Origin of the sequence: Sphingomonas phyllosphaerae (assembly GCF_036946485.1) — a bacterium.
Taxonomy (GTDB): Bacteria; Pseudomonadota; Alphaproteobacteria; order Sphingomonadales; family Sphingomonadaceae; genus Sphingomonas; species Sphingomonas phyllosphaerae_E.
On sequence record NZ_JAQIJA010000001.1, the window covers coordinates 299,078 to 325,280 of the forward strand.

Consider the following 26,203-nt stretch of genomic DNA (forward strand, 5'->3'; position numbering starts at 1 on the left):
GGTGGAGGTTAGCGGATCGCGCCGCCGCCCATCCCGAACCATGTATCGTCCAGCGCGTTCTGGACCAGCGTCTTCATCCGCTGACTGGCGGTTTCGCTGTCCGCAGCGGCGATCGCGTCGTAGACGAGGCGGTGTTCGGGCACCGGATCGCGAGGCAGCGCGCGCTTGCGCTGCTTGAAGCGCGTCGACCATTCGACGCCGGCCGCGATCCCCGAACTGAGCGCGATCAACGCATCATTGTCCGAGGCATTGAGGATCGTTTCGTGGAAGCGCCGGTCGGCGGCGAGCCCCTGTTCGTCGGCCAGCGTCAGCCGGTCCATGTCGCGCAGCGCCTGGTCCATGATCGCCAGATCCTCGTCGGTGCGCCGTTCCGCGGCCAGCCGCGCCGCGAACGGCTCGATCACCGCGCGCAACTCGAACAGGCTGCGCAGCAACCGCATGTCGGGCGTGCCCGAAAACGCCCAGGCGAGCACGTCGGGGTCGAGCATGTTCCAGCGCCCGCGCGGCAGGATGCGCGTGCCGGTCTTCGGCTTGCTTTCGACCAGTCCCTTGGCGATCAGCGCCTGCACCGCCTCGCGATAGGCACCGCGCGACACGCCCAGTTCGATGGCGTGGGCGACTTCGCCGGGCAGCACCTCACCCGGCTGATAATCGCCCGCGAGGATCGAGCGGCCCAGCGCATGGAGCACCGCGCCGCGGATCCGCCGGCCGGAGCCGCGCGGCTCCGGCCGGGGATCGATCGCGGACGGCTTCATGCGCGCAGGCGGTACAGGCCGGCACCGTGCGCCGGAAGCCGCTGCGCGAACCGACCGGTCACGTTCCCCAAAGCCGCGCCCGACCACAGGTCGGTCACGCGCGCCGCGCCGGGCAGATCGAGCTGGCGCAGCGCGATGCCGACGTCCTTCGGCGCCCCGGTGGTGTTGAACAGCGCGACATAGCGGTCGGCGGGCGCGTCTTCGGGACGGGCCGACCAGATGCGCGTGCCATCCTCGACGAAATGCGGGCGGTTGTCGGTCGACGCCTGATTGACCGCGAGCACCGCGCGGTTGGTGAGCAGCGCGAGCGTCGGTGCATCGAGGTGGCGCAGATCGCCGCCCATGATGAGCGGTGACCGCGCGATCGACCACAAGGTCATCAACGTCCGCTGTTCGTCGGGGGTGAATTTGGTGTCGCGCTGCCCGAGCGCGAGCCGGCCGAGCGGCAGCATGTCGGCATCGGGCCACGCGCCGGGGCGACGCCACGGGTTCCAGTTCTCCAGCCGGGTGAACTGCGCCTCCAGCATCGCCCAATCGTCCCAGAAATCGTCGGAGATGCGCCACATTTGGGCATATTGGCGGACATGCTCGCCGCGGATCACGGGGGTTTCGCCGGGCGACAGGCTGAGCATCATCGGGCGGCCGGTGGCGACGATCGCCTTGTGCGCGCCCTCGATCTCCGGCGCGTGGGCGTCATAGGGGCGGCTCATGTCGTCCATCTTGACGAAATCGACGCCCCAGCCGGCGTAGAGCGCGAAGACGCTGTCGTAATAGGCCTGCGCGCCCGGCTTCGTCATGTCGACGCCGTACATGTCGGGGTTCCAGGAGCAGATGCTGTTCTTGTCCGCGACATCGGCGGCGCGATAGCGGGTGCCGAGGATCGGAAGGTTCCGCTCGACCGCCAGCCGCGGGATGCCGCGCATCAGGTGGATGCCGAACTTCATGCCCATTGCATGGACGTCGGCGGCAAGCTTGGTGAAACCCGAGCCGTCCGCACTCGATGAAAAGCGATTGGGGGCGGGGATCAGGCGACCATAGCCGTCCATCGCCGGCGTCGGCTTCGCATTGTAGGTGTAGCTCGACGCCTCGGGTTCGTACCATTGGATGTCGACGGTGAAGACGTCGTAGCCGAACGGCAGCAGCTTCGCGCGCATGATCGCGGCGGTCTCGCGCGCCTGCGCCTCGGTGATCGTCGTCGCGAAGCTGTTCCAGCTATTCCACCCCATCGGCGGACGGGCGGCGAGCAGGGCGGCTCCGCCCGCAGCCTGCGTCGTTTCACGCTGTTGCGCAGCGGCGTCGCTTGCCGACAGCGCAGACATGCCGACGGCGGTGGCACCGATCAACGCCTGGCGCCGGTTAATCCCTGTCATGGTCACGTCGATCCTCTCCCTCGCGGCTTTGTTCGACGTCCTAGATGGCCGGAATCCTCGCGGGAAGGAGAATTGCGCGCCGCTCGCCACCATAGGTAGCGATCTCAGGTCGAGTGGTCGCCGCGTGGCGTTCGCGCGGGTCGCAAGTGAGATCCCGCGCGGTGGTTCCGCGACGATGAACGCGCCCTTTTCGGTCCGGGCACCCTGCGATGTCATTCGCGCTGCGCACGGCCCGTGCGTCACCAGCAACGCAACGCTGCTTTCAGCCTATGTTGGCGCTAACATTTAGCTAACGCTTTGAAGGAGCGGCAGGATTGCCGCGACAAGCGCCTGAAAACTGTCCCGGGCAAATACTATAAAATGCTTTGTTTTCGAAAAAAGGCGGCGTATTGGGAGCGCTACCTACAGCGCGTGAACGCGTGAAAGAGTCTTTAGGGGGGGTTATGATTTCATACCGGTATCATTCGCGCGCGCTTCGTCGCAGTGCGTCGGCGATCGCCTTTGCCGCGGTCGCGCTCGCCACGTCGGCGCAGGCGCAGATCGAGCCGCAGGGCGCCGTCGCCACCACGCAGGAAGCCACCGGTGAGGACGCCGGCGCGGGCGACGTCGTCGTCACCGGCCGCCGCGCCGCGTTGCAGGCCGCCGACGAGCGCAAGCGCCGCAGCGAGACGATCGTCGATTCGATCGTCGCCGACGATGCCGGCAAGCTCCCCGACAACTCGATCACCGAAGTGCTGCAGCGCGTGTCGGGCGTGTCGATCGTCCGCTTCGCTGCGCTCGGCGATCCCGATCACTATTCGGTGCAGGGCTCGGGCGTGCAGGTGCGCGGCCTGACCGGCGTCGCCTCGCGCCTGAACGGCCGCGAGATCTTCAGCGCCAACAACGGTCGCGCGATCCTGTGGAGCGACGTGACGCCGGAGTTGATGGCCGCGGTCGACGTCTACAAGGCGTCCACCGCCGACCTGATCGAGGGCGGCACCGGCGGCCAGATCGACCTGCGCACCAAGATGCCGTTCGACTTCAACGGCGACTGGCATGTCGCCGGCACCGGCGAGTTGAGCCTTGGCGACATGGCCAACAAGGCCGATCCGATGGGCTCGGTGCTGGTCACCAAGTCGTTCGACACCGGGATCGGCCGGATCGGCGTGCTGGCCGACGTGGCGTACAGCCAGTTCAGTTCGCTGTCGCAGTTCATCCGCACCGAGCCGTATTTCAAGACGCGGATCGACTCGAAGGATTACTACATCCCCGGTGGCTTCACTTATGGTGATGAAGCGTTCCAGTATCGCCGCTATGGCATCTATGGCGCGGTGCAGTGGGCACCGTCGGACTCGCTGACCTTTACGGGCAGCTTCTTCCAGTCGCGCTACAAGAGCAAGTCGAGCGATTACGGCGCGCAGGTGTCGTCGCAGACGCTGTCGGTCGATCCGGCGACCAGCGAGTTCGACGAGAACGGGCTGCTGCTGAAGACCAACTCGCTGTTCAACCGAGATACGGGCACCTTCCTGCCGAGCAGCGGACAGGTGAACAGCAGCGGCAACAAGGGCTATGTCACCAGCAACACCGTGACGCGCGACTATTCGCTGTCGTTCGTCTGGGCGCCCGATGATGGCCCGTTGACGATCAAGGGTGCGTTGCAGCGCGTTGACTCGCGCCAGATCTACGACCGGATCGACATCTTCCGCGAGATCGGGTTCGGTCAGGGCTTCGGCATGGACCTGACTGGCGACTTGCCGCGCATCACGGTCGGGCCGTCGACGCAGGCGTCGTTCGCCGATCCGTCCAATTACTTCTGGTCGGCTTCGATGCCGCACAATGAGGACAACAAGGGCCGGCTCGACACCGCCCAGGTGGATGCCGAATACAAGTTCGATGACAGCTTCTTCCGTTCGGTGAAGATCGGCGGCCGTGCCGCCAAGCGGACGGAGCGCGACTTCGCGAACGGCTACAACTGGACCGCGCTGGGCCGTGGCTGGAACGGCGATCCGCAACTGACCTATGTCAATGCGGCCCCCGGCGACACTTCGTACCACGCCTTCAACGACTTCTTCCGCGGCGAGACGACGTTGCCCGGCAATCTGATGTTCGCGTCGGAGGCGCTGGCCTCGCGCTACAACAGGGATCGCACCGGGCTGGTCCAGTCGCCGCCGGCGGGCTTCTGCGGCCCGGCGACTATCGCCGATCCCAACAATCCGGGAGCGACCATCTCGAATCCGCAATGGTCGAACTGCTCGTCATCGGGCGCGTTGCCGGCCGGCAGCGGCTATGGCGGCGCATCGGGTATCCGCCCGGTCCGCTTCGTCCTGCCCGACGATCGTGTCGACAACCAGACCCGTAATCTGGCGGCGTACGCGCTGGTGCGCTTCGGTCCGCAGGGCGATGCGCCGGGTATCTCGGGCAACGTCGGCGTCCGCGTCGTGAACATCACGAACGAGGGCAGCGGCTACATCCGTCAGAACGGCACGACGTTCATCCGCAACGGTGCGACCGCGACGCTGACCAACGACGCGGTGCCGCGTAGCGGCAAGGCCGAATTCACCCGCGTCCTGCCGTCGATCAACCTGGAGTTCGCGCCGACCGATCGGAGCAAGATCCGCGCCGGCTACAACATCACGCTCGACTTGCCGACCTTCAACGCACTGCGCGCTTCGGGCACGGTCGGTGTGGCGACGACTCCGGCGAGCACGCCGGGCGGGTTGCCGAACTTCACCAACTTCACGACGGAAACCGGCAATCCGTTGCTGAAGCCGACGATGTCGAACAACTTCGATCTGTCGTTCGAATATTATCTGAAGCCCGGCACGTCGTTCCACATCGCGCCCTTCTACAAGCGCCTGACGGATCTGCCGATCTTCTCGCTGACCCAACGTCAGGTGAACATTGTCTTCTCGGACGGCTCGACGGAACTCGCCAATATCGCAGCGTCCGACTACAGCAATGCGACCAAAGCCGCGACGGTCAAGGGTGTCGAAGTGGGTGGTCGCTTCTTCCTCGATATGTTGCCGGGCTGGTTGAGCGGCTTCGGGTTCGAAGGCAATTACACCTTCATCGACAGCAAGAACCCCGGCGATCTCTATCGCGACATCAACGGCGTCATCAAGAACGACGCGCCATTGGTAGGATTGTCGAAGCACAACTTTAACGCGACATTGTTATACGAGCGCAATCCGATCTCCTTCCGGGTCGCCTATTCGTGGCGGTCGCGTTACCTGCAGTCGACCAACAGTAACGGTACGAACCCGACGTACAATTACTTCACGGCGGCTAATACCTCGACGCCGATCCAGATCGCGCTGCCGGTGTATGGCGACAATTACGGGTCGCTCGACGCCGGTGTCCGCTTCAAGGTGACCGAGAACTTCTCGTTCGGTATTCAGGGCACGAACCTGACCGCCGCGACGCAGCGGACGCTGATGGGCGGCTATCCGGGCGGCACGCTGATCGGGCGGAGCTGGTTCCAGGCCGATCGCCGGATCAGTACCGGCATCAACCTGTCGTTCTGATAGGATGCGCAGGCTCGCCCCCTGGGGCGGGCCTGCGAAGGAGTCGGTGATGAGAAAGCGCGTCCTGATCGTCGGTGGCGGGACCGCCGGCTGGCTCACCGCCGGCTATCTGGCGAAGCGGCTGAGCGCGGACCTGCCCGGCGGGGCCGCGATTACGCTGATCGAATCGACCGATATCGGCATCTTGGGCGTGGGGGAGGGGACCTTTCCCACGATCCGCAACACGCTGGCGACGATCGGGATCGGCGAAGCCGACCTGATCCGCCATTGCGGCGCAAGCTTCAAGCAGGGCGCGAAGTTCGCGCACTGGCGCTTTACCCCCGGATTGGCGGGGCCGGATCATTATACGCACCCGTTCCAGGTCGCCGAGGCACCGAACGGCGTCGAACTGCTGCCTTATTGGCTGCTCGGCCACGGCGGCACCGACAATTGGGATGCGGTGTGCAGCCCGCAGAAGAAGGCCGCGGACGCGCACCGCGCGCCCAAGCTGCCCAGCCATCCCGATTATGTCGCGCCGCTCAACTACGCCTTCCATTTCGATGCGGTGGCGCTCGCCGCGCTGCTGCGCGACAAAGCGGTGGCGAGCGGGGTGACGCATCTCGACGGGCGCGTCGACGAGGTGCTGGTCGGCGAGGATGGCGCGATCGCCGGCGTCGTGACCGACCGCCACGGGACGCTGACCGCCGATCTGTACATCGACTGTACCGGCTTCCGCGCCGAGCTGATCGGCAAGGCGTTGGGGATGCCCTACCGTTCGTGCCGCGACGTGCTGTTCTGCGACAGCGCGCTGGCGGTGCAGGTGCCGTACCGCGACGAGCGCGAACCGATCGTCAGCTACACCGTCGCCACCGCGCAGGAGGCGGGGTGGATGTGGGACATCGGGCTCGATCGCCGCCGTGGGGTCGGGCACGTCTATTCGTCGGCGCACACCGACGACGCGCGCGCGGCGGAATTGCTGCGCGCCTACACCGGGCAGGATCTGGAGCCGCGCAAGATCCGCTTCGAGGCCGGCTATCGCGAGGTCAACTGGCACCGCAACTGCGTCGCGATCGGGTTGTCGAGCGGGTTCTTCGAACCGCTGGAGGCGACCGGGATCGTCTTCTCCGAAGTGGCGGCCGGGATGGTCGCGAACCTGTTCCCGTGGGGCGGCGATTACGACACCTCCGCGCGGCAGTTCAATGCCAACATGCTGAAGCGCTACGAACGCGCCCGCGACTTCATCAAACTGCATTATTGCATCACCGAGCGGCGCGATTCCGACTTCTGGCGTGACAATGTCGCGGCATCCTCGATCCCGGACAGCCTCCACGACATGCTGGAGCGCTGGCGTTTCCGTCCCCCGACCGAGATCGACATGGACGCCAATGTCGACATCTTCACCGACGCCAGCTGGCAATATGTGCTGTACGGCATGGGGTGGAAGACGGATTTGTCCGCCCGCGCCGGCGCCTATCGCTACGCCGAGGAGGCGCGCCGCGCGTTCGCCGAGGTCGAGCGGCAGGCGGCGTTCGCGGTGGCCAATCTGCCGAGCAACCGGCAATTGATTGAATACGCGCGTGTTCGTGGGTTCGGCGCGGCGTGAAGCGGGTCGTCATCGTCGGGGGCGGGACCGCCGGATGGATGACCGCCGCCGTCCTCGCACGTCTGACCGATGCGGGTATGACGGTGACGCTGGTCGAGTCCGAGGAGATCGGTACGGTCGGCGTCGGCGAGGCAACGATCCCGTCGCTTCACGACTTCAATCAGCGCCTTGGCATCGACGAGGATGCGTTCGTGCGCGCGACGGGCGCGACGTTCAAGCTGGGGATCGAGTTTGTCGATTGGCGGTGCGTCGGGGAACGTTACCTCCATCCGTTCGGCACCTTCGGGCGCGATGTGCAGGGGGTCAAGTTCCACCAGCTCTGGGCGCGCGCGCGGCACGACGGCGACGCGCCGGGCGGGCTGGAGGACTATTGCCTGACCGCGGTTGCGGCGCGGCAGGCGCGCTTCACGCGGCCCTCGCGCGATCCGGCGGCGGTGCTGTCATCGCTGCGCTATGCCTTCCATTTCGATGCCGGGCTATATGCCGCGTTCCTGCGCGCGCGGGCGGTCGGCGAGGGCGTGACCCGCGTCGAGGGGCGGATCGGCACGGTCGAGTTGGCCCCCGAAAGCGGCGACATCGCGGCGGTCACGCTCGCGGACGGACGGCGGATCGCGGGCGATTTCTTCGTCGATTGCAGCGGGTTCCGCTCGCTGCTGCTCGGCGAAGCGTTGGGCGTGCCGTTTGTGAGCTGGCAACATTGGCTGCCGTGCGACCGTGCGCTGGCGGTGCCGAGCGCCTCCACCACGCCGCTGCTGCCATATACGCGGGCGACTGCCGAGCCGGGCGGGTGGCGCTGGCGGATCCCGCTCCAGCACCGTGTCGGCAACGGGCATGTCTATGCCAGCGCGTTTGTCGACGACCAGCGGGCGGCGGATGCCTTGCTCGGCGGGCTCGACGGTGCCGCTCTGGGCGAGCCGCGCGCGTTGCGCTTCACCGCGGGCGTGCGCGAACGCTTGTGGGAGCGCAATTGTGTCGCGATCGGGCTGGCGGGCGGGTTCCTCGAACCGCTCGAATCGACCAGCATCCATCTGATCCAGTCAGGGATCGCGCGGTTGATGAGCCTGTTTCCGGGCGACGCGCACGCCGCGGTCGAGCGCGACACCTACAACCGCCTGCTCAGTACCGAATACCGCCAGATCCGTGACTTCATCATTCTCCATTATCACGCCACCGAACGCGATGACTCGGACTTCTGGCGGCAGTGCCGCACGACGCCGCCGCCCGATACGCTGGCCGAGAAGCTGGCGCTGTGGCGCGCACGCGGGCGGGTGTTGCCCGAACCGGGGGAACTGTTCACCGACGACAGCTGGGTCGCGGTGCTCGCCGGGCAAGAGGCGGAACCGGAGGCGCTCGATCCGCTGCTGGCCGCCTTGCCGCGCGACGAGGCGGGGCGGTTCCTTCACCACCTGCGCGGCGTAATCGCGCAGACCGCGGCGGCGATGCCCGACCACGCCGCCTTCATTGCGCGGCATTGCGCGAGTTCCAGCCGAGGATGACGATGATGCGGCGTTCGCTCCTGATCGCGCTGGCGGCGCTTGCCTGCACCGGCGCGGCACCGCCGCCGGCGACACCATATCGCTGGCAGAATGTCGTGGTCGGCGGGGGCGGGTTCGCGCCGGGGATCGTCTTCAGCCCGGTCGAGCGCGGGCTGGCCTATCTGCGCACGGACATGGGCGGCGCGTATCGCTGGGACGCGCGCAGCCGCCGCTGGCAGCCGCTGCAGGACGACGAGGCGGAGTCGAACTTCATGGGGATCGAAAGCATCGCACCCGATCCGCGCTACGGAAACATCGTCTATCTGGCGGCGGGCATGTCGGCGCGGGGGCCGGCGGCGGTCTTCCGTTCGACTGACCGCGGTGTGCACTGGCGCAAGACGATCGTGCCGTTCGCGATGGGCGGCAACGAGGACGGGCGCGGGCTGGGCGAGCGGCTGGCGATCGATCCGCATCATACCGCCACGCTGATGTTCGGTTCGCGCCACGACGGATTGTGGCGTAGCGACGATGCGGGTGCGCACTGGCAGAAGGTTGCGGCGTTCCCGCTCGCCGGTCTGGGGCGACCCGATCGCCCGCGGACGACGCACGGCGGGCTGTCGTTCGTGCTGTTCGATCCGGCGCAGCGCGGGCGGATCTTCGTCGCCAGCGCCGATCCGGGCGCTCGGCACCTGTTCCGCTCCGACGACGGCGGCGCGCACTGGCAGGCGGTGACGGGCGGGCCGGCGGCGGACCTCTTGCCGGTCAAGGGCGTGATCGGCACCGACGGCGTGCTGACGCTGACCTATTGCGACGCGATCGGTCCCAATGGGATCACGCGCGGCGCGGTGTGGCGGTTCGATCCGCGCGCTGGCGCGTGGCAGGACGTTACCCCCACTGAAGGGCGCGGCGGTGGTACCGGGCGGCTATATGGGGGTGGCGGTCGCCGCGCGCGATCCGCGCGTGATCGCGGTCGCGACGGTCAACCGCTCTCGCCCGGGCGACACGGTGTGGCGCTCGGCCGATGCCGGGCAGACGTGGCGCGAACTGGCGCGCGACAGCGTTCGTGACGTGTCCGCGACGCCGTTCCTCGACTTCGACGGCAAGGCGGACTTCGGGCATTGGATCGCCGGGCTGGCGATCGACCCGTTCGATGCCGACCATGCCGCCTATGTCACCGGCGCGACCGTCTATGCCACCGACGACTTCGCTGCGGCGCGCGCGATGCGCTGGGCGCCGTGGACGCGCGGGATCGAGCAGACCGCGATCATTACGTTGGTCAGCCCGACCGGCGGCGCGCCTTTGGTGTCGGGCTTCGGCGATCTCGGCGGGTTCCGGCATGACGATCTGACGCGCTCGCCGCCGCACGTGCATCGCAACCCGATGCTGACCAACACCAATTCGCTCGATTACGCGGGCATCGCGCCGCAGGTGATGGTGCGCAGCGGCAATACCCACAAGCCGGTCGTGCCCGACACCTCGCTCGCCTGGTCGGCGGATGGCGGCGCGACGTGGCAGCCGTTGCGCGTGCCCGCGCAGACCGGGGAGAGTGGCGCGCCCTCGCGCGCGCAGACCGGCAATGCCGCGATCACCGTCTCCGCCGACGGCACGACGTTCGTGGTCGAGACCGAGCAGCCGCTGCTGACCCGCGACCGGGGACGAAGCTGGGTCGCCGTTCGCGGATTGCCGACGCGCACGCGCGTGACCGCCGACAAGGCCAATGCGCAGCTCTTCTACGCGGTCGATGCGGACGGGGGGCGCGTGCTTCGCAGCGACGACGGCGGCGCGCGCTTTCACGCCGTCGCAGGTGTCGGACTTCCCGCCGATCTTTCCGGCGCGCGCGCGGTCGGGCGCGAGGCGGCCAACCCGCTGGTAGCCGTGCCGGGACGCGCCGGAGCCTTGTGGCTGCTGGTCGGGCCGGACCTGTACCGCTCGACCGATCGCGGTGAGCATTGGACGCGTGCGTCGCAGGAGATCGCGATCACGCGCTTCGGGATCGGCAAGGCGGCGCCGGGGGCGGCGTGGCCGGCGCTCTACGCGATCGGTGCGGTCGGCGAGCAGCGCGGCATCTATCGTTCGATCGATGGTGGCGCGCGGTGGACGCATATCAACGACGCGCGTCATCAATGGGGGCTGCGTCTGCGCGTCATCAGCGGCGATCCGCGCCGCTTCGGCCGGGTCTATGTCGGCACCGACGGGCGGGGGATCATGTACGGCGATCCCGTGCGCTGAGGTGACTCGTCGTTGGTAGCGCAGCGAGCGATCCACGGTCGCATCGGGACGCCGTGGATCGCTCGCAATGGCGACAAGTCCTCACGCCTGCGCCAGCTTCAGGGCACCAGCTTCTGCACCAGCGCCACCAGCTTGGCGGCGTCGAAGGGCTTGACCAGCCAGCCGGTCGCGCCCGCCGCCTTCGCCATCTGGCGCAGGTCGTCCTGCGATTCTGTGGTGAGCAGCACGATCGGCGTGAAGCTCATGCCGGGCAACTTACGGACCTCCTTCACCAAATCGATGCCGCTCATCCCGTCCATGTTGAGGTCGGTCAGGATCATGCGGGGGCTCAGCCCGCCGGCGAGCAGCGCCAGCGCCGCTTCGGCGCTGGAGGCTTCCTTGATGTCCAGACCGGTGGGGCGGAGGGCGATCGAAATGCTCATGAGCATCGAGGGAGAATCGTCCACGATCAGGATCGTATCGGGCACAGTCAGTCCTTCAAAATATCAGGCAGGAACGAGGTCGGGTGTCACGGCGGCGTCGATCAGCGACGCAAGTAGTGGGTCCGGTGGCAGGCTGGACACGACCGGCCGCAGCGCCAGGATCACCTGCAACAACGCCCCGTGCATACTGGTGCATTTGCCGAGCGAGATTTTCGCGCGCGGGTGCTTGCGCAGGAAATCGACGAGCGCGAGCGCCTCCTCGACCGCGCAGCGCCCCTCGAAATGCGCGTGGGTGCGCGCGTAGCGGATCGCCATCAGAACAGCTCCTTCAGATCGAGGACGAGCAGGACGCGGCCGTCGCCCAGCAGGGTGGTGCCGCAATAGCCGCCGACGTCGGCCAACAGGCCGGTCATCGGTTTCAGGATGACGTCCATCCCCTCGCGAAAGTCGTCGATGACCAGGCCGATGGTGCGTCCCTCCACACGGCACACCAAGACGGCTTCGCCGCGTCCCGGATCGACCACCGCCGGCTGGCCGCCGAGCAGCGCGGTCATGCGGATCAGCGGCACGACCTCGTCACGCAGCACGAACACCTCGCGATGCTTGATCCGCTGGATGACGGTCGGGTCGAGCCGCGTCGTCTGGACCACATGATCGATCGGAATGCCGTACAGGCTGCCGCCGATGTCGACGACCATGATCCGGGTGACGGCCATGCTGAGCGGCAGCGACAGGCGCGTGACGGTGCCTTGCCCAAGCTGGGAGCTGACCGAGACGCGCCCGCCCAGCTTCTGCACGGTGCTGAGCACCACATCCATGCCGACGCCACGGCCCGACAGGTCCGACACCTCCGCCGCAGTGGAGAAGCCGGGGCGGTAGATGAGGTTGATTGCTTCCTGATCCGACAGCGCATCGGCCTGTTCGCGGGTGACGACGCCCTTGTCGACCGCGACGGTGCGGATACGCGCCGGATCGATCCCGCGCCCGTCGTCCGCGATCTCGATCACCACGCAGTCATTGTCCTGCCACGCGCGCAGCCGCAGCGTCGCGAGCGGCGGCTTGCCGGCGGCGACGCGCGTCGCCGGTTCCTCGATGCCATGATCGAGCGAGTTGCGGACGATGTGGAGCAGCGGGTCCCCCAGCGCCTCGACGATCGTCTTGTCGGCGGCGGTGTCGGTGCCCTCCATCACCAGCTCGACCTGCTTGTCGAGGCGGCGCGCGATGTCGCGGACGAGGCGCGGGAAGCGATCGAACACCTCGGCGACCGGCAACATCCGGATCTGCATGATCGCGCCCTGCATTTCCTGCGTGAGCCGGTCGAGCGTCGCGAATTGCTCCTTGATCTCGCGGCCAATCTCGCGCGAGCCGTGGACCTCCTCGGCGCGGCGCGCGAGGAAGGGCAGGGCGTTCTTCTGGACGACCAACTCGCCGATGAGGTTCATCAGCAGGTCGATCTTGGTCTGATCGACCTTCAGCGTCTTGCTCGCGGGGCGCGGTTCGCCGGCGGGGGCAGTGGGCGCGGGAGCGGCGGCGGCCGGCGGGGCGGCCTCGGTCGGCAGCAGCGGAACGACCGGTGCGACCGACGGCGCCGCAGGCGCCGCGGGCGCGTCGTCAAGCGCGCCGAGGAAGGCCGTGACCGGGCCGCAGTCTTCCAGCGCGATTGCCTCGGCCAGCGCACGCTCCCAGCGGTCGCGCAATTCCTCCTGACGGAGGCTGCGCAGGAGGTTGCCGATCAGCGCGCCGGTCGAGCGCAGCCGCACCGCGTCATAGCCGCTGGCGATCACGCGCAACTGCGTCCGCACGATATGCCGCCCGGCCTCGCCGAGCAGCGCCGACGGTTCGGCGACGGGCGCCGGCTCGGGCATCGGATGCGGTGCGGCAGGCGGGGCATCGGCCAGCGTGCGCAGCTCGACGGCGTCAAGCTCATAGGTCAGCGCCTGTTCGACCGCCTCGCGCGAGGCGGCGGTCAGCGCGGTGAAGACCATGTTGCAATGATAGGGATCGAACTCGCTCGCAGCCTCGCCCCACGGTGCGCGCGGCGCGACGGCCACCGCGAGCAGATCGGGCACGTCGCGGATCGCGGCGAGCGGATCGGTGCCGGTGTAGAAGCAGCCCTCGTCCGGCGTGTAGCGGACCGCCAGCAACGCCTCGCCACCGCGCGCGCGCGCCAGCAGCGCCTCGCGTTCCGGCGCGGGGAAGCCGACTAGCCATTCGGCGGGCGCGGGGGCCAGCGCGGTATCCACTACCGCGACCACCATGTCGGTCGCGCCGCCCAGCCGTGCGCGCAGGGCGCTGGCGTGCTGCGTGGCGAGCCGGTCGGCATCGCCCGCCAGCACGCCGTCGCGATCGAGCTGATCGATGAACGCGCCGACCTGATCCAGGCTGTCGAGCAACAGGTCGACGACCCCGGAATCGAGCGTCATCGCGCCGGTGCGTACCTGTTGCAGCACGTCCTCCCCGGCATGGACGAGCCGGGTCAGCGCGGGCGTGTCGAACAGCCCCGACGAGCCCTTCAGCGTGTGGACTGCGCGGAACACCTCGTTGATCGCGGTGGTGTCGGTGGGATCGCGCTCCAGCGTCAGCAGCCCGCTGGCGGAGGTCTGCAACAGCTCGCGCGCCTCCTGCACGAACCGTTCGAGCAGGACGCCTTTCATCGCACCGTTTCCACGCCGGTCAGCATCTGCGCCGTCTCGGTCAGCAAAGCGGGATCGGCCGGCTTGACCATGTACAGGTTGGCGCCCGCCGAATAGGCGCGGTCGGCGTCGCTTTCGCCGGCCTCGGTGCTGATCGTGATGATCGGAATGTCGTGCAGCGCCGGGTCGACGCGCACCTGCGCGATCATCTCGTATCCGTCCATCTTCGGCATGTTGACGTCGACGATCAGCAGGTCGAACGCGCCCATCAGCGCGCGTTCCAGCCCCTCGACGCCGTTCACCGCCTCTTCGACGCCGAAGCCGGCGGTTTCCAGCACGTCGCGATAATAGAGGCGCGTGGTCATGCCATCGTCGACCACCAGGACGCGCTTGCCGTTCACATGGGGCTTAGTCATTGTCCAAGGGCCTTTGATAGAGAATGGTGGCGCCGAACTTGCGGGGCCGGAACACCGAGGAGATGCGGCTCATGCTCTCGGAATGGCCGAGACAGATGTAGCCGCCGGGGCGCAGGCTTTCGTAGAGTGCCTCCACCGCCTGCCGCCGCGAATTGTCGTCGAAGTAGATCAGCATGTTGCGGCAGAAGATCACGTCGAGATGGCGGAAGCGGCGCATGGCGAACGTGTCGGTGATGTTGACCACCGAGAAATCGATCGAGCCGCGCAGTTCCGCGCAGAGGCGGAAGTCTCCGTCGACGGGCGTGAAGTAGCGGTTGCGCAGCGTGGGCGTGAGGCGGTGCAGCGCGCGCGCGCTGTAGCGCCCGTGCTTGGCCTCGGCGATCACCCGGCTATCGATGTCCGAAGCGAGGATCTCGACCGAATATTCGTCCGCCTGCGGCCAGTTCTCCAGGATCTGCATGGCGATCGAATAGGGTTCTTCCCCGGTCGAACACGGCATCGACCACAAGCGGATCGGATCGGAGGGCGCGCGGGTGCGTGCGATCTCCGGCAGCAGATGCCGCACCAATGCGTCGAACTGATAGTCCTCGCGATAGAAATAGGTCTCGTTGACCGTCATCGCGTTGACGAGGCTCTGCATCTCCTCGCCGGACGCCTGGAAGCGGACCATCGTGAAGTAATCGCGGAAGGTCGCACTCTTGGTCGCGGCCATCCGCTCCTGAAGGCGACGCTCGACGAAATACGTCTTGTTCGCGCCGAACATGATGCCGGTCTTGCGATAGAAGAATTCGCAGAAGCGGGCGTAATCCTCCGGTGGGATGGCGGGGGCGGGCGCAGGATCGCGCGAGGGGGTGGCGACGCTCAGCATCCGCGGATCCTGCGCACCGCGACGCGCGCGGCGAAGGCGATGAAGCTGTTGCCCGGGAAGCGCGCCGGAACCGCCTCCAGCGCGGCGGCGGTGGCGGGATCGCCGATCTCCGCCAGTCCGTCGATCGCGGCGGCGCAGACGTTGACGTGTTCGTCGGAGAGCGCCTTCAGCAGCCATTCCGCGGCGCGCGGGTGCGGAAGCACGCCCAGCATGTTGCCGGCGAAGATGCGCACGTCGCTGTCGGGGTCGGCAAGCAGCGCCACGACATGCGGGGCGACCTCGTCGGGCATTTCAGCCAGCGCCTCGATCGCGGCATTGCGCAGCGCGGCATCCTCGGTGCGGAGCAGCGGGATCAGCGCGGCGGCGATCGCGGGCGAGCGGTGGCGGATCAGCGCGGCGAGGATCGCCTCGCGCACGCTGGCCGAGGGTTCGACCGCCAGGCGGCGGCACAGCGCGGCCTGACCGTCGACGCTGTCTTCGAGCGTGCGGACCGCGGCGCGGCGCTCGCCCGCGGTGGCCGCGGCAAGCGCGGTATCGGCATCGACCAGATCGGCGATGTGGACCGCGTCCAGATCGTCGTCGGCATCATGGGAACGGGCCTTGATGAGCGGCATGGAAAGTCCCTTTCAGTTCAGCAGGCGCGCTTGAGCGATGCCGGGTTGAGCCATCGTGTGATCTGCCCGGCGATCGAGCCGATCGGCAGCACCGTCGTGGCGCCACCGCGGCGGACGAGTTCGCCCGGCATGCCGAAGACGGCACAAGTGTCTTCATTCTGCGCGATCGTGCGCGCGCCCTGACGCTTCAGGGTCGCCATCGCCTCCGCCCCGTCGTCGCCCATGCCGGTGAGCTGGACGCACAGCAGGCGTTCGGCCGCCAGATGCTCGCCCGCGCTCTCCACCAGCCGCGTGACGCTGGGGTGCCAGGCATGGGCCTCGCTGGCCGGCACCGACGCGAGGAACAGTCCGCCGCTGCGGCGCACCACCAACAGGTCCGCATCGCCGCGCGCGACATAGATGTTGCCCGGCGCCATCTCGGTCTGCCCCGCGACTTCGTGCACGTCGAGCGCGCACAATTTGTCGAGCCGCCGGGCAAAGACGCCGGTAAAGCTGCGCGGCATGTGCTGGGCAACCACCACCGGCCACGGCAGCCGCGCCGGCAGCGCGGGCAGGAGCTGTTCCAGCGCCAGCGGACCGCCGGTCGACACGCCGATCAACACCAGCCCCGGCGGATCGCCCGCCGCCGCGCGCGACGATGCGCGCGGCGCCCGGGGCGTGGCGTCCGCCGCTGCCGCCTGCGGCCGGGCAGCGGTGGACGCCGGGGAGGGGCGGGGCGCGGCGATCCGCGTACCGCGCCGTCCGGACTTGGCGGCCATGCGGATCTTCTGGATCAGCTCCGCCGCGACCTGTTCGAGCGACAGCGAGATCGTGCCGCCCGGCTTCTGCACATAGTCGAGCGCGCCCAGGCTGAGCGCCTGCAACGTCGCCTCGGCCCCCGCCTCGGTGATCGAGGAGACCATGATGACCGGCCGCGGGCTGCCGACCATGATCCGCGCCAGACAGGTGATCCCGTCCATCTGGGGCATGTTGACGTCGAGGGTGACGACGTGCGGGTCGAAACTGTCGACCAGCGCCAGCGCCTCCTCTCCGTTACGTGCGGACTGGACCTCCAGCCCCTTCTCATCTTGCAGAAGCTGGACGAGATGCCGGCGCATCAGCGCGGAATCGTCGACCACCAATACGCGGACCACGGACATCGACTTCGTTCCTTCAGGCGGCAAGTCGCTCTTCGAAATGCGACAGCGCTTCGTCTTCTTCGGGCTCCACCAGGCAGCCCATGTCGAGCAGCAGGATCATGCGGCGCTGGTCGTGGAGGTTCGCCACCCCCTGCACCACGCGCCCGCGCTCGCCCGACAGCTCGGGGGCGGGGGAGATGGCGACCGTGGCGATGCGGCGCACCTCCGACACGCTGTCGACGATGAAGCCGGTGTCGCGCCCGTCGATCGTGAACACCATGATCCGCTGGCGATCCGACCGCTCGACCTCGTCCAGGCCGAAGCGGCGGCGCTGGTCGATGACCGGCAGCACCGTGCCGCGCAGGTTGATGACGCCCTCCACGAAATCCGGCGAGCGCGGCACGCGGGTGAGCTGATCGGGGACGCGCACGATCTCGCGCACCGCCTCGACAGGCACGCCATATTCCTCGTCCATCAACCGGAACACGACGAACTGCGCGTCGTCGGCGATCTCGCCTGCCATGAACCTGTCCTCCTGTGTGGTGTTCGCCGCGCCATCCTCGTCACCGCGGATGCCGCGCAGCACGTCGAGATCGAACATCCCGTCCGCGCCCAGCACCGAGACGAGCCGACGCCCTTCGTCCAGGCGGCAGATCGCACGGATGTCGCCGTGCCCGCCCGACTGGCCGAGCGTCGACGGCACCGGCTCCACCAGCGCGCGGTTCACCCGCAGCACCGCCTTCACCATGTCCATCACCACGCCGACCGAGACGCGGTCGCGCTCGCCATCGGCGACCGAGACCACCACGACCTTGTTGGCGTCGGACAGCGCCTGATCGTGCATCCCGAACAAGGCGCGCAGCGACACGAGCGGCAGGATGCGGCTGCGCAGCGTGGTGACGCCCAGCACGTGGCCCGGCGCATTGGGGACTGGCGTGATCGCCTCGGGTAGCTGGACGATTTCCTGCACGTCGCCGATCGGAAAGGCATATTCCTGCCCGTCGACCATGAAGCTGACGAGCTGTTCCTCGTCCGCGACGTCCACCTGACCGGCGGGGTCGCCGACCGTCGCCAGCGGCACCGCCTCGCCCTGGCCGTGTGCGGCGGTGCTCGCGACCATTTCGAAGTTGCGCCCGATCGTGCGCGCCACGTCGATGATCATCACGATCGTCTTGCCGTCGGCATCCTTGATCATGCCGGTCAGCAGATCGGTGTCGATCGTCGCGCGCACCCGGTCGACCGGCTCGACGCGATCGGCGTCGACCGTGACGACATTGGCCATCCGGTCGACCATCAGCCCGACCGGCTGGCCCTGATCGAGCACGACGACGCGGCTGGCATCGTCGATCTCGACCTCGGGCAGGTTGAACAGCCGGCGCAGGTCGAGCACCGGCAGCACCGTTCCGCGCAGGTTCGCCAGCCCGAGCAGGGCGGGAGGGCTGAGCGGCATCCGCACGACGTCGGGGACGCGGATGATTTCCTTCACCTCCGCCAGCGGCACGGCGAACATCTCGCCGGCGCTGTGGAAGATCACGAACTGGCGACTGGTGTCGTGTTCGTGAACCTCGGGGCTCCGGACGGCGGCCGGTGGGTCGGCCGCCGCGATGGATGGTTTGGTCTTGGCCATGAGCGCACTCCTCGGCGCTGGAGGAATAGGATCAGGCGGCCTGCAATTCGTCGGCGAGCGAGGCGATCTCCTCGATCGCCGCCGCGAGTTGCTCGGCACCCTGCGCCTGCTCGCGCGCCGCGCCGCTGGCCTCGTTCGACGAATGCGTGGCCTGCTGCGCCGCCGACGAGATCTGTTCGATCGCGACCTGCGTTTCCTGGAGCAGCCGCGCAATGTCCTCCGCGGCGCTGGCGATCGCGCCGTTGCCGCCGACGACCTCTGCGACGTCCTTGGCGATCTGATCGAGCCCGATGGCGATCGCGCGGTTCTTTTCGACCTCACCCGAGGCGGAGTCGGCGATCTCCTGCAGATCGCCGCGCACGCGCGCGATCGTGTCCTGGATCTCCTTCACCGTATCCTTGATGCGATCTGCATTCTCCGCCGAGTCCCGCGCCAGATTGCGGATGTCCGTGGAGACGACCGCGAAGCCCTTGCCGAACTCACCGGCGCGCGCGGCCTCCACCGATCCGCTGACCGCCAGCATGTTGGTCTGGATCGAGACGGTGGTGATCGCATCGACGATCTTGTCGATGCGGCGGCTGACCTGCTCCAGCGCGGCGATCTGGTCGCGGCTGGCGCGGCCGGCATCGACCGATTGCGCGACGCCGCTCATCAGCGCTTCGACTGACGCCTTGTTCTCGATGAGCAACGAGGCGATGGCGTTGCCCTTTTCGACGGCGACGTTGGCGAGCCGGGCGGCGGACTGCGCATTGCCCTCGATCTGGCTGATAGCGGCGGCCGACTGCTGCGTGGCGGCCGATGCCTGTTGCGCGCCGCGGTTGATCTGCTCCAGCGCGGTCGAGATTTGCGTCGAGGCGCGGTTGATCTCCTCGACGGCGCTCGACAGCTCCTCGGCCGCCGAGGCGACTTCCTCGGCGCTCTTGCCGATATTGGTGCTGTTCTTCAGCTCCTCGGCCAGTTCGGACAGTTCCTGCGCGGCCTGTTCGCACTGCTGAAGCGCGGCGGACTGCTGTTCGATCGTGGTGTTCGATTCCTGGCAGGCGGCGCCCTGTTCCTCGGCGGCGGTGGCGATCACCTCGGCACCCTTCAGCGCCTCGTTGGCGGCGATGGCGGCGGTTTCGGCACCGAGCGCGATTTCCTCGCAGCCCTTCATGATCTCGATCATGTCGGTGCGGATCTGCTCGAGCTGCGCGGTCACGACCGAGCCCTTCTCGACTTCGGTGCGCGCGGTCGTGGCGGACTGATCGATGCCCTGCGCCACTTCCTTCACGTCCTGCTGGACCTGCACGATCAGCTCCTGGATGTCGCGCGCCGACTTCTCGCTGGTTTCCGCGAGCGTGCGGACCTCGTCGGCGACGACCGCGAAGCCCTTGCCATGCTGACCGGCGCGTGCCGCCTCGATCGCGGCGTTCAGCGCGAGGAGGTTGGTCTGGTCGGCGATTCGCGCGACCGCCTTGACGACTTCGCCGATCCCGGCGGCTTGACGATCGAGTTCCTCGACCATCTTGACCGAGCTTTCCTGACGCTCCGACGCGCGCGAAATCGCGCTGATCGAATTGGCGACATCGGTGTTGGTGTTGCCGATCAGGTCCGACAACGTCTGCGTGAGCTTCAGCGAGGCATCGGCGCGCTCTTTCGCGTCGCGCAAGAGCCCGTCGGTCTGGCTGATCGACTTCATCGTCTGCTGCGCGGCACTGGATGCCTGTTCGGCGCCGACGCTGATTTGTTCGGAAGCCTTGCGCAGCTCCTCGGCCGCGGACGATGCTTCGGTGATGCCGCTCGACAATTGCGTGGTCGCGGATGCGATGCGCTCCGCCGCCTTTTGCTGTCGTGCAAAGGTGCGCGCCTTGCGCTTCTCCGCTTCCGCCGTAACGCGTACTGCGCGCGTCGACGTGGCGATTTCCCCACCCTGGTCGATAGGTGCGCGGCCGACCGATGTCCGCTTAGCCAGTGCCATAATCAATTCCCATCCCGCGATCTTGCATTTGCATGATGGCATCTGGGCTTTTTCTCTTGCCGAATACTTAATGTCACCTCCATCGGAACTTCGCTTGATTGTTTCTCGAATTGAGTGTCTATATAAAAACGTATATATTGCAGTGGCTTAAATTTCTGATATTGCGACCTGAAATGAACGGCATCAAAAGGGCTGGTGCGGAGTGGTGCATAACTTCAGGCGTTATTACATAAGGTTGCATAGGTTAGGGCAGAATCTGGATCATTATTTTATTGATCTAAATCAAACTCGCGATGAATTGTACTTTGGATCAGTTACTTGATGCTTCTCTGCGCTTCCTGCGGTGACGATTGCGCCGCGCCGGGTACGACCTGCCGGCGGGGAGGGGCGGAGGACGATCCGGTGCTTGGCGAACGGATCGCGTTGCGCCTGGTATCAGTCCCGACGTCAACGGGATGACGACGCCTGCGCGATCACGCGGTGAGCGTGACGGGCGTGAAGGCTGAGGCAAACGCCCCGCTCGCCGGCCGGCTTGCCTAAACGAATCGATTACAGACGGCTGCCGCGCCGTCGCCATAGGATCATGACCGGCATCATGCGGGAACGGGATCATGACAGCGATTGAAAGCAGGTTGACCGGCGCGGTGAGCACGAGCCCGCCGCCGGAGCCCGGTGCGGACGCTGCGCGCATCGGCGCGGGGCGGCTCGACCGGTTGATGGCCGGCGGCAGCGCGCTGGCGCGGTTCCAGCCCGACGACGCACGCTATACGGTGAAAGCGGGCGACACCCTGTCCGACATCGCCACGCGGCATGGCAGCGATTGGCAGACGCTGGCGCGGATCAACGGCCTTGCCGATCCCGACAAGCTGGCGGTGGGCCAGACGTTGCAACTGCCCGACCGCCGCAGCGCGCAGATCCATGTCGTGCGCCCCGGCGAGACGCTTTCCGGGATCGCGCGCGACAGCGGCGTCCCGGTGCGGACCATCGCCGATCGCAACGGGCTGGCCGACGTCGATCTGATCCGGCCGGGGCAACGGCTGACGATCGGTGGGCCAAAGGTGTCGACACCGGTCCCGGCGAACACGCCGCGCGCCGACACCGCGACGAACGCCCCCGCGAGCGGCGGACGTCCGGTGCCCGACGCTGCCTCGGTTCGCGCCGCCGACATCGCCGCCGAACGCGCGGCGGGCCATGCGTCGATCGGCAAATGCTATGCCTGGGTGAAGACCGCGCTTCAGCAATCCGGGGCGGTGCCCGACTATATGCCGGGCGTCGCGGCGAAAGGGGCGGGGCCGGCGCTGGAGGCGCGCGGCTTCGTCAACCTGCTCGACCGCCCCGGTAACGGCATCCGCTCTCCTTATGACGCGCCGAAAGGCGCGGTGCTGGTCTATGGCGCGGCACCCGGCGCCACCGACCGCAACGCGCGGTACGGGCATATCGAAATCCGCACCGGGTCCGGTTTTGCGAGCGATTATGCCTCGGCGAATGCGCGCACCGGCTCGGCCGGCAACGGGCTGGAGGGCCGGGGGCGCGTGTTGATCGGCGTCTATGTCAAGCCGGCGGCGGGGACGCAGGCTGCCGCGCCTCCGACGGGTGGGGCACCCGCCATGGGCGGCGGTCGATTGGGCAATCTGTCGATGAAGTACGAGACCGGCTACGCGCCCGGTCAGGAAGGTGCGGCCGCGGCCAAGGTGTCGTCCGGGATCGGCGATCCGGGCGGGAAATCCTATGGCGCGTATCAGCTCACCAGCTCGGCTTCGAGCGGGGCGCAGGTGAAGAAGTTTCTGGCCAACGAGGGCGCGGCCTGGGCGACGCGTTTCGACGGGCTGGACCCGACGAAGCCCGGCGCGTTCGAGCAGACGTGGAAAGCGGTGGCGGCCGAACAGCCGGCTGCCTTCTTCAAGGCGCAGCACGATTATATCGAGCGAACGCATTACAGCCCGGTCGCCGACCGCGCACGGGCGGCGGGGCTGGATCTGTCGACGCAACCGCAGGCGGTGCGCGATGCGGTCTGGTCGATGTCGGTTCAACATGCCGGCGCGTCGCGGATCGTCGCCACCGCGCTCGACAGCCTGCCGCAGGGCGGGGCATCGGGCGCGCGCGACATCATCGACGCCTTCTACGATGCGCGTAGCGCCTATGTGAAGGACGTGGCGATGCCGGCGCAGACCCGTCAATCGTTGCTCGATCGCTATGTTGCGGAACGGCGCGATGCGCTAGCGATGTTGCCAAATTGACGGCGGGACGCTGATGGCATGACGGTAGGGCGGTGGAGCGCGCTGGCGCTGACGATGGCGGTCGGAGCCTGCGGACAGGGGCCGGCGGATCAGGCGGCGACGACCGCGAACGCCACGACGGTGGCCGCGGCAGCGCCCGCACGACCGGGGCAGCCGCCGCTGTCGGCGCAGCCCTCGGCGGATTTCGACCGCTGCAGCGCCGCGGCGGGCGGGATCGATGTCGCGTTGCAGACCTGCGCCGAAGAGGAGATCGACCGCACGCAGGATGCATTGTCCGCGCGCTGGCGGGACGGTGGTGCACCGGCGGCGCGGGTGGAGGCGGCGCAGGCGGCGTTCCTGGAGGCGCTGCCGCTGCTGGCCCCGCCGGATGCGACCAGCGGTACGCTGGAGCGGATGCTGGCGGTGACCCGTGCGATGACGCTGACGCGCCTTCGGGCGAACCTGCTGACCGGCGGGCCCGTCGCGCAGCCGGGGCGCGTGCCGCCCGCCTTGAGCGACGCCGCGCGAACCGCCTGGGCGCGCAGCCGCGAGCGCGCATGCGCCCTGTCGTCCATACAGGAGTGCGCGCGCGCCTATGACGCCCTGCTCACGATCAAGGATGCCCCCGCCATGTCGTCACCCGCCGCGCCGAGCGTCGCCGGCCTGCCGCTCCCCGCTTGCGCCGAGGTCGATGCCACCGGGCTGACCGGTGCAGCGCTGGGCGATGCTTTCTACGCGCGCTATCCGCGAACGCTGGCCGATCCGGCGGCGGTGGAGAAGGTGAATCTGGACGCCGCCGGGATCGACAATGTCGTGTCCTATCTGGTCTGCGTGGCGGCGCGCACGAACTTCGATCCGACCGTGGTCGACAATGCGCTGGCGCTGTTCGACAGCGCGCGTCACGGCAAGGCCGCGCTCGGCCGACTGGAAGCGATCGGTCGTGCGGGCGGCGCGCAGGCGGGCGCGGCGCGCACCTTGCTGACGCAGGTGCGCGGTAATCTGGCGCAGCCGGCGGGGTGACGGGGAACGGGTAAGCAAGGCGCCTCGAAGCGGGGGGCGGCTACGACCAAAGCCCGTTGTCTCCGCACGCTCGCGGCGTTGCTGCTGATCCCAGCGGTGCGGTGACTTACGGCACGATGTCCGAAAGGGTCGCGGCCAGTTCGCTGCTTCGGAATGGCTTGGTGATGCGCGGGACCGAAGGATCGATCCCTTCCGCCTCGGCATAGCCCGAAACGATCAACGAGGGTAGCGATGGCCGGAGTTCGCTCAGTGCGGCCACCAGTTGCGCGCCGGTCATTCCCGGCATCAGATGATCGGTGACGAGCAGATCGGGGGTCAGTCCGTCGCGGACGAGCTGGAGCGCCGCCTCGCCGGACGCCGCCTCCACCACGTCGTAGCCGAGTTCCGACAGCATGTGCGCCGTGCTCATGCGCACCAGATCCTCGTCGTCGACCAGCAGCGCGATGCCGAGCGCGTCGCGGCGCTCGATCAACGGCACCGGGCGCTGCTCGACCTCCGGCAAATCGTGACCGATGCGCAGCCAGAGCGTGACCGCGGTGCCCTTGCCGATCTCGCTGTCGATCGTCAGCGCACCGCCGAGCTGCGCGGCAAGGCCATGAACCATCGACAGCCCCAAACCGGTGCCCTTGCCGATCCCCTTGGTCGAGAAGAACGGCTCGACCGCGCGGGCACGCGTTTCCTCGTCCATCCCGGTGCCGGTGTCGCGCACGCTGACGCGGACGTAGTGACCGCGCGCCAGCCCGTCGCGCGGTTCGCGGACGGACTCGCGGCTGACGGCGATCGTGAGCGTGCCGCCGTCGGGCATCGCGTCGCGCGCGTTCACCGCCAGGTTCAACAACGCCATTTCGAGCTGGTTCGGGTCCGCCTCGGCCGGCGGCAGATCGGGCGCCTCCTCGACCTTCAGCTCGATCGTTGGCCCCAGCGTCGATCCGATCAGGTCGAGCAGCCCGTGGATGAGATGCGGGACGTCGACCGCCGTCGCCTGCAGCGGCTGCCGCCGCGCGAACGCCAGCAGACGCTGGACCAGCGTCCGCGCCCGCTCGGCCGATTGCAGCGCGCCGTCGATCAGCCGCCGCTCACGCTCCGAACCAAGCCCCTTGCGGTGCAAGAGGTCGAGCGACCCGACGATCGGCGTCAGCAGATTGTTGAAATCATGCGCGACGCCGCCGGTCAGGCTGCCCATCGCCTCCATCTTCTGGCTTTGCCGCAGCGCCTCCTGCGCCGCCTGAAGCTCGGCCTCGCGAGCCTTGGCGTGGCTCAGATCGCGCCCCACCGCGATGAAATTCGCACCGCCGGGTTCCGGCGCGACGGTCCACTCGATCCATTTCCAGTCGCCGTCGCGGGTGGCGATCCGGTTTTCGAAGCGGGTCGGCTGCCCGGTCTGCGCCATCGCCTCGATCGCGGCGAGGGTGGGCGCTTCGTCTTCGGGGTGCATGAAGGTCGCATAGCCGCGCGACAGCAGTTCCTCGCTGCTCCATCCGAGTACCCATTGCCACGCCGGGCTGACCGCGGACATCATCCCGTCGAAGTCGGCGCGCGCGAGCATGTCCTGCGACAGGTTCCACAGCCGATCGCGTTCGGCCGAGCGTGCGGCGACCTGCGACTCCAGCGTCTGGTTCATCTCCTGCAAGCGCAATTCGGCATCGCGGCGGGCGGTGATGTCGTTGAACAGCACCGCGACGCGATTGCTGCCGGGATCGCCGATGCGAAAGGCATGGACGTCCCACCACCGCGCCAGCGTGGCGGAGCCTTCCTCGACACGGCCGGGAACGCCGGTGCGGGCGATCTCGCCGTAGAAGTCGAACCAATGCTGTTCGTGCTCGGGGACGATCTCGCGCACCCGTCGGCCTTCGGGTCGGAACCCGGCCTGATGTTCGAACGCGGGGTTCGCCTCGACGAAACGATAGTCGACCGGGTAATCGGCCTCGTCGAAGATCATGTCGATGATGCAGAAGCCGACTTCGATATTCTCGAACAGCGTGCGGTAGCGTGCCTCGCTTTCCTGCAAGGCGATCAACCGCGCGCGTGCGTCATACTGGCGGCGGCGGGCGCGAATCGCGGAGCGCACGATGCTGATCAGCGTCGTCGGGTGGAAGGGCCGTTCCAGGAAGGTGACGTTGCCCAGCACCTCCAGGTGCCGGGCCGCCGCCGGATTGCGCTCCAGCCCGCCGCCGCGGCGGGTCAGCAGGATGAAGGGCAGGTCGGACCATTCCTCCTGGCTGGCCAGCCACGCCGACACGGCGGACAGGTCGGCGGTCGCGATCGCTTCCTCGGTGACCACGACCAGTGCGGCGCCCCGGTCAAGCTCGGCGACCAGATGCGCAAGCGAGGAGCAGATGGTCGCTTCGAGATGCGCCTCGGCCAGCATCTCGCTCGCCAGCGCGGCGTCGCGGCCGCG

At 67.9% G+C, this 26,203-nt stretch carries 18 protein-coding genes; 6 read left to right on the forward strand and 12 right to left on the reverse strand.

The annotated features are described in order from the left end of the window. Nucleotides 1-8: 8 nt before the first annotated feature. Nucleotides 9-755 (reverse strand): FadR/GntR family transcriptional regulator, encoded by a 747-nt coding sequence (locus PGN16_RS01465; RefSeq protein WP_335307624.1) that lies wholly within the window; start codon nucleotides 753-755, stop codon nucleotides 9-11. Continuing rightward, on the reverse strand, nucleotides 752-2,125 hold the full coding sequence (locus PGN16_RS01470) for a glycoside hydrolase family 27 protein (protein WP_335307625.1): 1,374 nt from the start codon (nucleotides 2,123-2,125) through the stop codon (nucleotides 752-754). Before PGN16_RS01470 ends, PGN16_RS01465 begins: the two co-directional genes overlap by 4 nt. Nucleotides 2,126-2,568: 443 nt before the next feature. Between PGN16_RS01470 and PGN16_RS01475 the strand changes: the two genes are divergently transcribed. The 4 genes from PGN16_RS01475 (at nucleotide 2,569) to PGN16_RS01490 (ending at nucleotide 10,914) form a co-directional block, all read left to right on the forward strand. Next, nucleotides 2,569-5,628 (forward strand): TonB-dependent receptor, encoded by a 3,060-nt coding sequence (locus tag PGN16_RS01475; protein ID WP_335307626.1) that lies wholly within the window; start codon nucleotides 2,569-2,571, stop codon nucleotides 5,626-5,628. A 49-nt stretch (nucleotides 5,629-5,677) separates the two neighbouring features. Further along, nucleotides 5,678-7,210, forward strand: coding sequence for a tryptophan halogenase family protein (locus PGN16_RS01480; RefSeq protein WP_335307627.1), 1,533 nt, complete (start codon nucleotides 5,678-5,680; stop codon nucleotides 7,208-7,210). Then, entirely contained in the window at nucleotides 7,207-8,706 is a 1,500-nt protein-coding gene (locus PGN16_RS01485) for a tryptophan halogenase family protein (protein ID WP_335307628.1), read from the forward strand. Before PGN16_RS01480 ends, PGN16_RS01485 begins: the two co-directional genes overlap by 4 nt. Nucleotides 8,707-9,594: 888 nt before the next feature. Next, on the forward strand, nucleotides 9,595-10,914 hold the full coding sequence (locus PGN16_RS01490; RefSeq protein WP_335307629.1) for a WD40/YVTN/BNR-like repeat-containing protein: 1,320 nt from the start codon (nucleotides 9,595-9,597) through the stop codon (nucleotides 10,912-10,914). 98 nt (nucleotides 10,915-11,012) lie between these two features. Here PGN16_RS01490 and PGN16_RS01495 read toward each other — a convergent pair whose 3' ends face one another. From PGN16_RS01495 to PGN16_RS01535, 9 genes are read right to left on the reverse strand one after another with little or no spacing between them, the layout of a single operon-like run. After that, the gene (locus PGN16_RS01495; RefSeq protein ID WP_335307630.1) at nucleotides 11,013-11,381 is read right to left on the reverse strand and encodes a response regulator; all 369 of its coding nucleotides are present in this window, start codon (nucleotides 11,379-11,381) and stop codon (nucleotides 11,013-11,015) included. Nucleotides 11,382-11,399: 18 nt separating this feature from the next. After that, nucleotides 11,400-11,651 carry a hypothetical protein gene (locus PGN16_RS01500; RefSeq protein ID WP_335307631.1) on the reverse strand — a complete coding sequence of 84 codons (252 nt, stop codon included), beginning with the start codon at nucleotides 11,649-11,651 and terminating at the stop codon, nucleotides 11,400-11,402. Next, the gene (locus tag PGN16_RS01505; RefSeq protein WP_335307632.1) at nucleotides 11,651-13,990 is read right to left on the reverse strand and encodes a chemotaxis protein CheA; all 2,340 of its coding nucleotides are present in this window, start codon (nucleotides 13,988-13,990) and stop codon (nucleotides 11,651-11,653) included. Before PGN16_RS01505 ends, PGN16_RS01500 begins: the two co-directional genes overlap by 1 nt. Continuing rightward, a complete protein-coding gene (locus tag PGN16_RS01510; protein WP_335307633.1) occupies nucleotides 13,987-14,385 on the reverse strand; it encodes a response regulator in 399 nt (132 codons plus the stop codon). The genes PGN16_RS01505 and PGN16_RS01510 overlap by 4 nt, the downstream gene beginning before the upstream one ends. Then, nucleotides 14,378-15,253 carry a CheR family methyltransferase gene (locus PGN16_RS01515; protein ID WP_335307634.1) on the reverse strand — a complete coding sequence of 292 codons (876 nt, stop codon included), beginning with the start codon at nucleotides 15,251-15,253 and terminating at the stop codon, nucleotides 14,378-14,380. The genes PGN16_RS01510 and PGN16_RS01515 overlap by 8 nt, the downstream gene beginning before the upstream one ends. Beyond that, nucleotides 15,247-15,867, reverse strand: coding sequence for a HEAT repeat domain-containing protein (locus PGN16_RS01520; protein WP_335307635.1), 621 nt, complete (start codon nucleotides 15,865-15,867; stop codon nucleotides 15,247-15,249). The genes PGN16_RS01515 and PGN16_RS01520 overlap by 7 nt, the downstream gene beginning before the upstream one ends. Before the next feature lie 17 nt (nucleotides 15,868-15,884). Further along, nucleotides 15,885-17,006, reverse strand: a complete 1,122-nt coding sequence (gene cheB, locus PGN16_RS01525) for a chemotaxis-specific protein-glutamate methyltransferase CheB (RefSeq protein WP_335307636.1) — start codon at nucleotides 17,004-17,006, stop codon at nucleotides 15,885-15,887. Between the two features lie 13 nt (nucleotides 17,007-17,019). Next, on the reverse strand, nucleotides 17,020-18,612 hold the full coding sequence (locus tag PGN16_RS01530) for a chemotaxis protein CheW (protein WP_335307637.1): 1,593 nt from the start codon (nucleotides 18,610-18,612) through the stop codon (nucleotides 17,020-17,022). A gap of 31 nt (nucleotides 18,613-18,643) precedes the next feature. Next, a complete protein-coding gene (locus tag PGN16_RS01535) occupies nucleotides 18,644-20,569 on the reverse strand; it encodes a methyl-accepting chemotaxis protein (protein ID WP_335307638.1) in 1,926 nt (641 codons plus the stop codon). 611 nt (nucleotides 20,570-21,180) lie between these two features. On the opposite strand from PGN16_RS01535, the gene PGN16_RS01540 reads away from it, so the two are divergent. Both PGN16_RS01540 and PGN16_RS01545 read left to right on the forward strand, forming a co-directional pair. Further along, the gene (locus PGN16_RS01540; protein ID WP_335307639.1) at nucleotides 21,181-22,806 is read left to right on the forward strand and encodes a LysM peptidoglycan-binding domain-containing protein; all 1,626 of its coding nucleotides are present in this window, start codon (nucleotides 21,181-21,183) and stop codon (nucleotides 22,804-22,806) included. A gap of 18 nt (nucleotides 22,807-22,824) precedes the next feature. Beyond that, entirely contained in the window at nucleotides 22,825-23,805 is a 981-nt protein-coding gene (locus PGN16_RS01545) for a hypothetical protein (protein ID WP_335307640.1), read from the forward strand. Nucleotides 23,806-23,911: 106 nt separating this feature from the next. On the opposite strand, the gene PGN16_RS01550 is transcribed toward PGN16_RS01545, so the two are convergent. Beyond that, nucleotides 23,912-26,173, reverse strand: coding sequence for a PAS domain S-box protein (locus PGN16_RS01550; RefSeq protein ID WP_335308370.1), 2,262 nt, complete (start codon nucleotides 26,171-26,173; stop codon nucleotides 23,912-23,914). Nucleotides 26,174-26,203: the final 30 nt, after the last annotated feature.

Bases quoted from the DNA above. Each gene is read 5' to 3' on its own strand.
- PGN16_RS01465 (WP_335307624.1), bottom strand. From the start codon at position 755: ATGAAGCCGTCCGCGATCGATCCCCGGCCGGAGCCGCGCGGCTCCGGC.
- PGN16_RS01470 (WP_335307625.1), bottom strand. From the start codon at position 2,125: ATGACAGGGATTAACCGGCGCCAGGCGTTGATCGGTGCCACCGCCGTC.
- PGN16_RS01475 (WP_335307626.1), top strand. From the start codon at position 2,569: ATGATTTCATACCGGTATCATTCGCGCGCGCTTCGTCGCAGTGCGTCG.
- PGN16_RS01480 (WP_335307627.1), top strand. From the start codon at position 5,678: ATGAGAAAGCGCGTCCTGATCGTCGGTGGCGGGACCGCCGGCTGGCTC.
- PGN16_RS01500 (WP_335307631.1), bottom strand. From the start codon at position 11,651: ATGGCGATCCGCTACGCGCGCACCCACGCGCATTTCGAGGGGCGCTGC.
- PGN16_RS01505 (WP_335307632.1), bottom strand. From the start codon at position 13,990: ATGAAAGGCGTCCTGCTCGAACGGTTCGTGCAGGAGGCGCGCGAGCTG.
- PGN16_RS01510 (WP_335307633.1), bottom strand. From the start codon at position 14,385: ATGACTAAGCCCCATGTGAACGGCAAGCGCGTCCTGGTGGTCGACGAT.
- PGN16_RS01515 (WP_335307634.1), bottom strand. From the start codon at position 15,253: ATGCTGAGCGTCGCCACCCCCTCGCGCGATCCTGCGCCCGCCCCCGCC.
- PGN16_RS01520 (WP_335307635.1), bottom strand. From the start codon at position 15,867: ATGCCGCTCATCAAGGCCCGTTCCCATGATGCCGACGACGATCTGGAC.
- cheB (WP_335307636.1), bottom strand. From the start codon at position 17,006: ATGTCCGTGGTCCGCGTATTGGTGGTCGACGATTCCGCGCTGATGCGC.
- PGN16_RS01530 (WP_335307637.1), bottom strand. From the start codon at position 18,612: ATGGCCAAGACCAAACCATCCATCGCGGCGGCCGACCCACCGGCCGCC.
- PGN16_RS01535 (WP_335307638.1), bottom strand. From the start codon at position 20,569: ATGGCACTGGCTAAGCGGACATCGGTCGGCCGCGCACCTATCGACCAG.
- PGN16_RS01540 (WP_335307639.1), top strand. From the start codon at position 21,181: ATGACAGCGATTGAAAGCAGGTTGACCGGCGCGGTGAGCACGAGCCCG.
- PGN16_RS01545 (WP_335307640.1), top strand. From the start codon at position 22,825: ATGACGGTAGGGCGGTGGAGCGCGCTGGCGCTGACGATGGCGGTCGGA.
- PGN16_RS01550 (WP_335308370.1), bottom strand. From the start codon at position 26,173: ATGCTGGCCGAGGCGCATCTCGAAGCGACCATCTGCTCCTCGCTTGCG.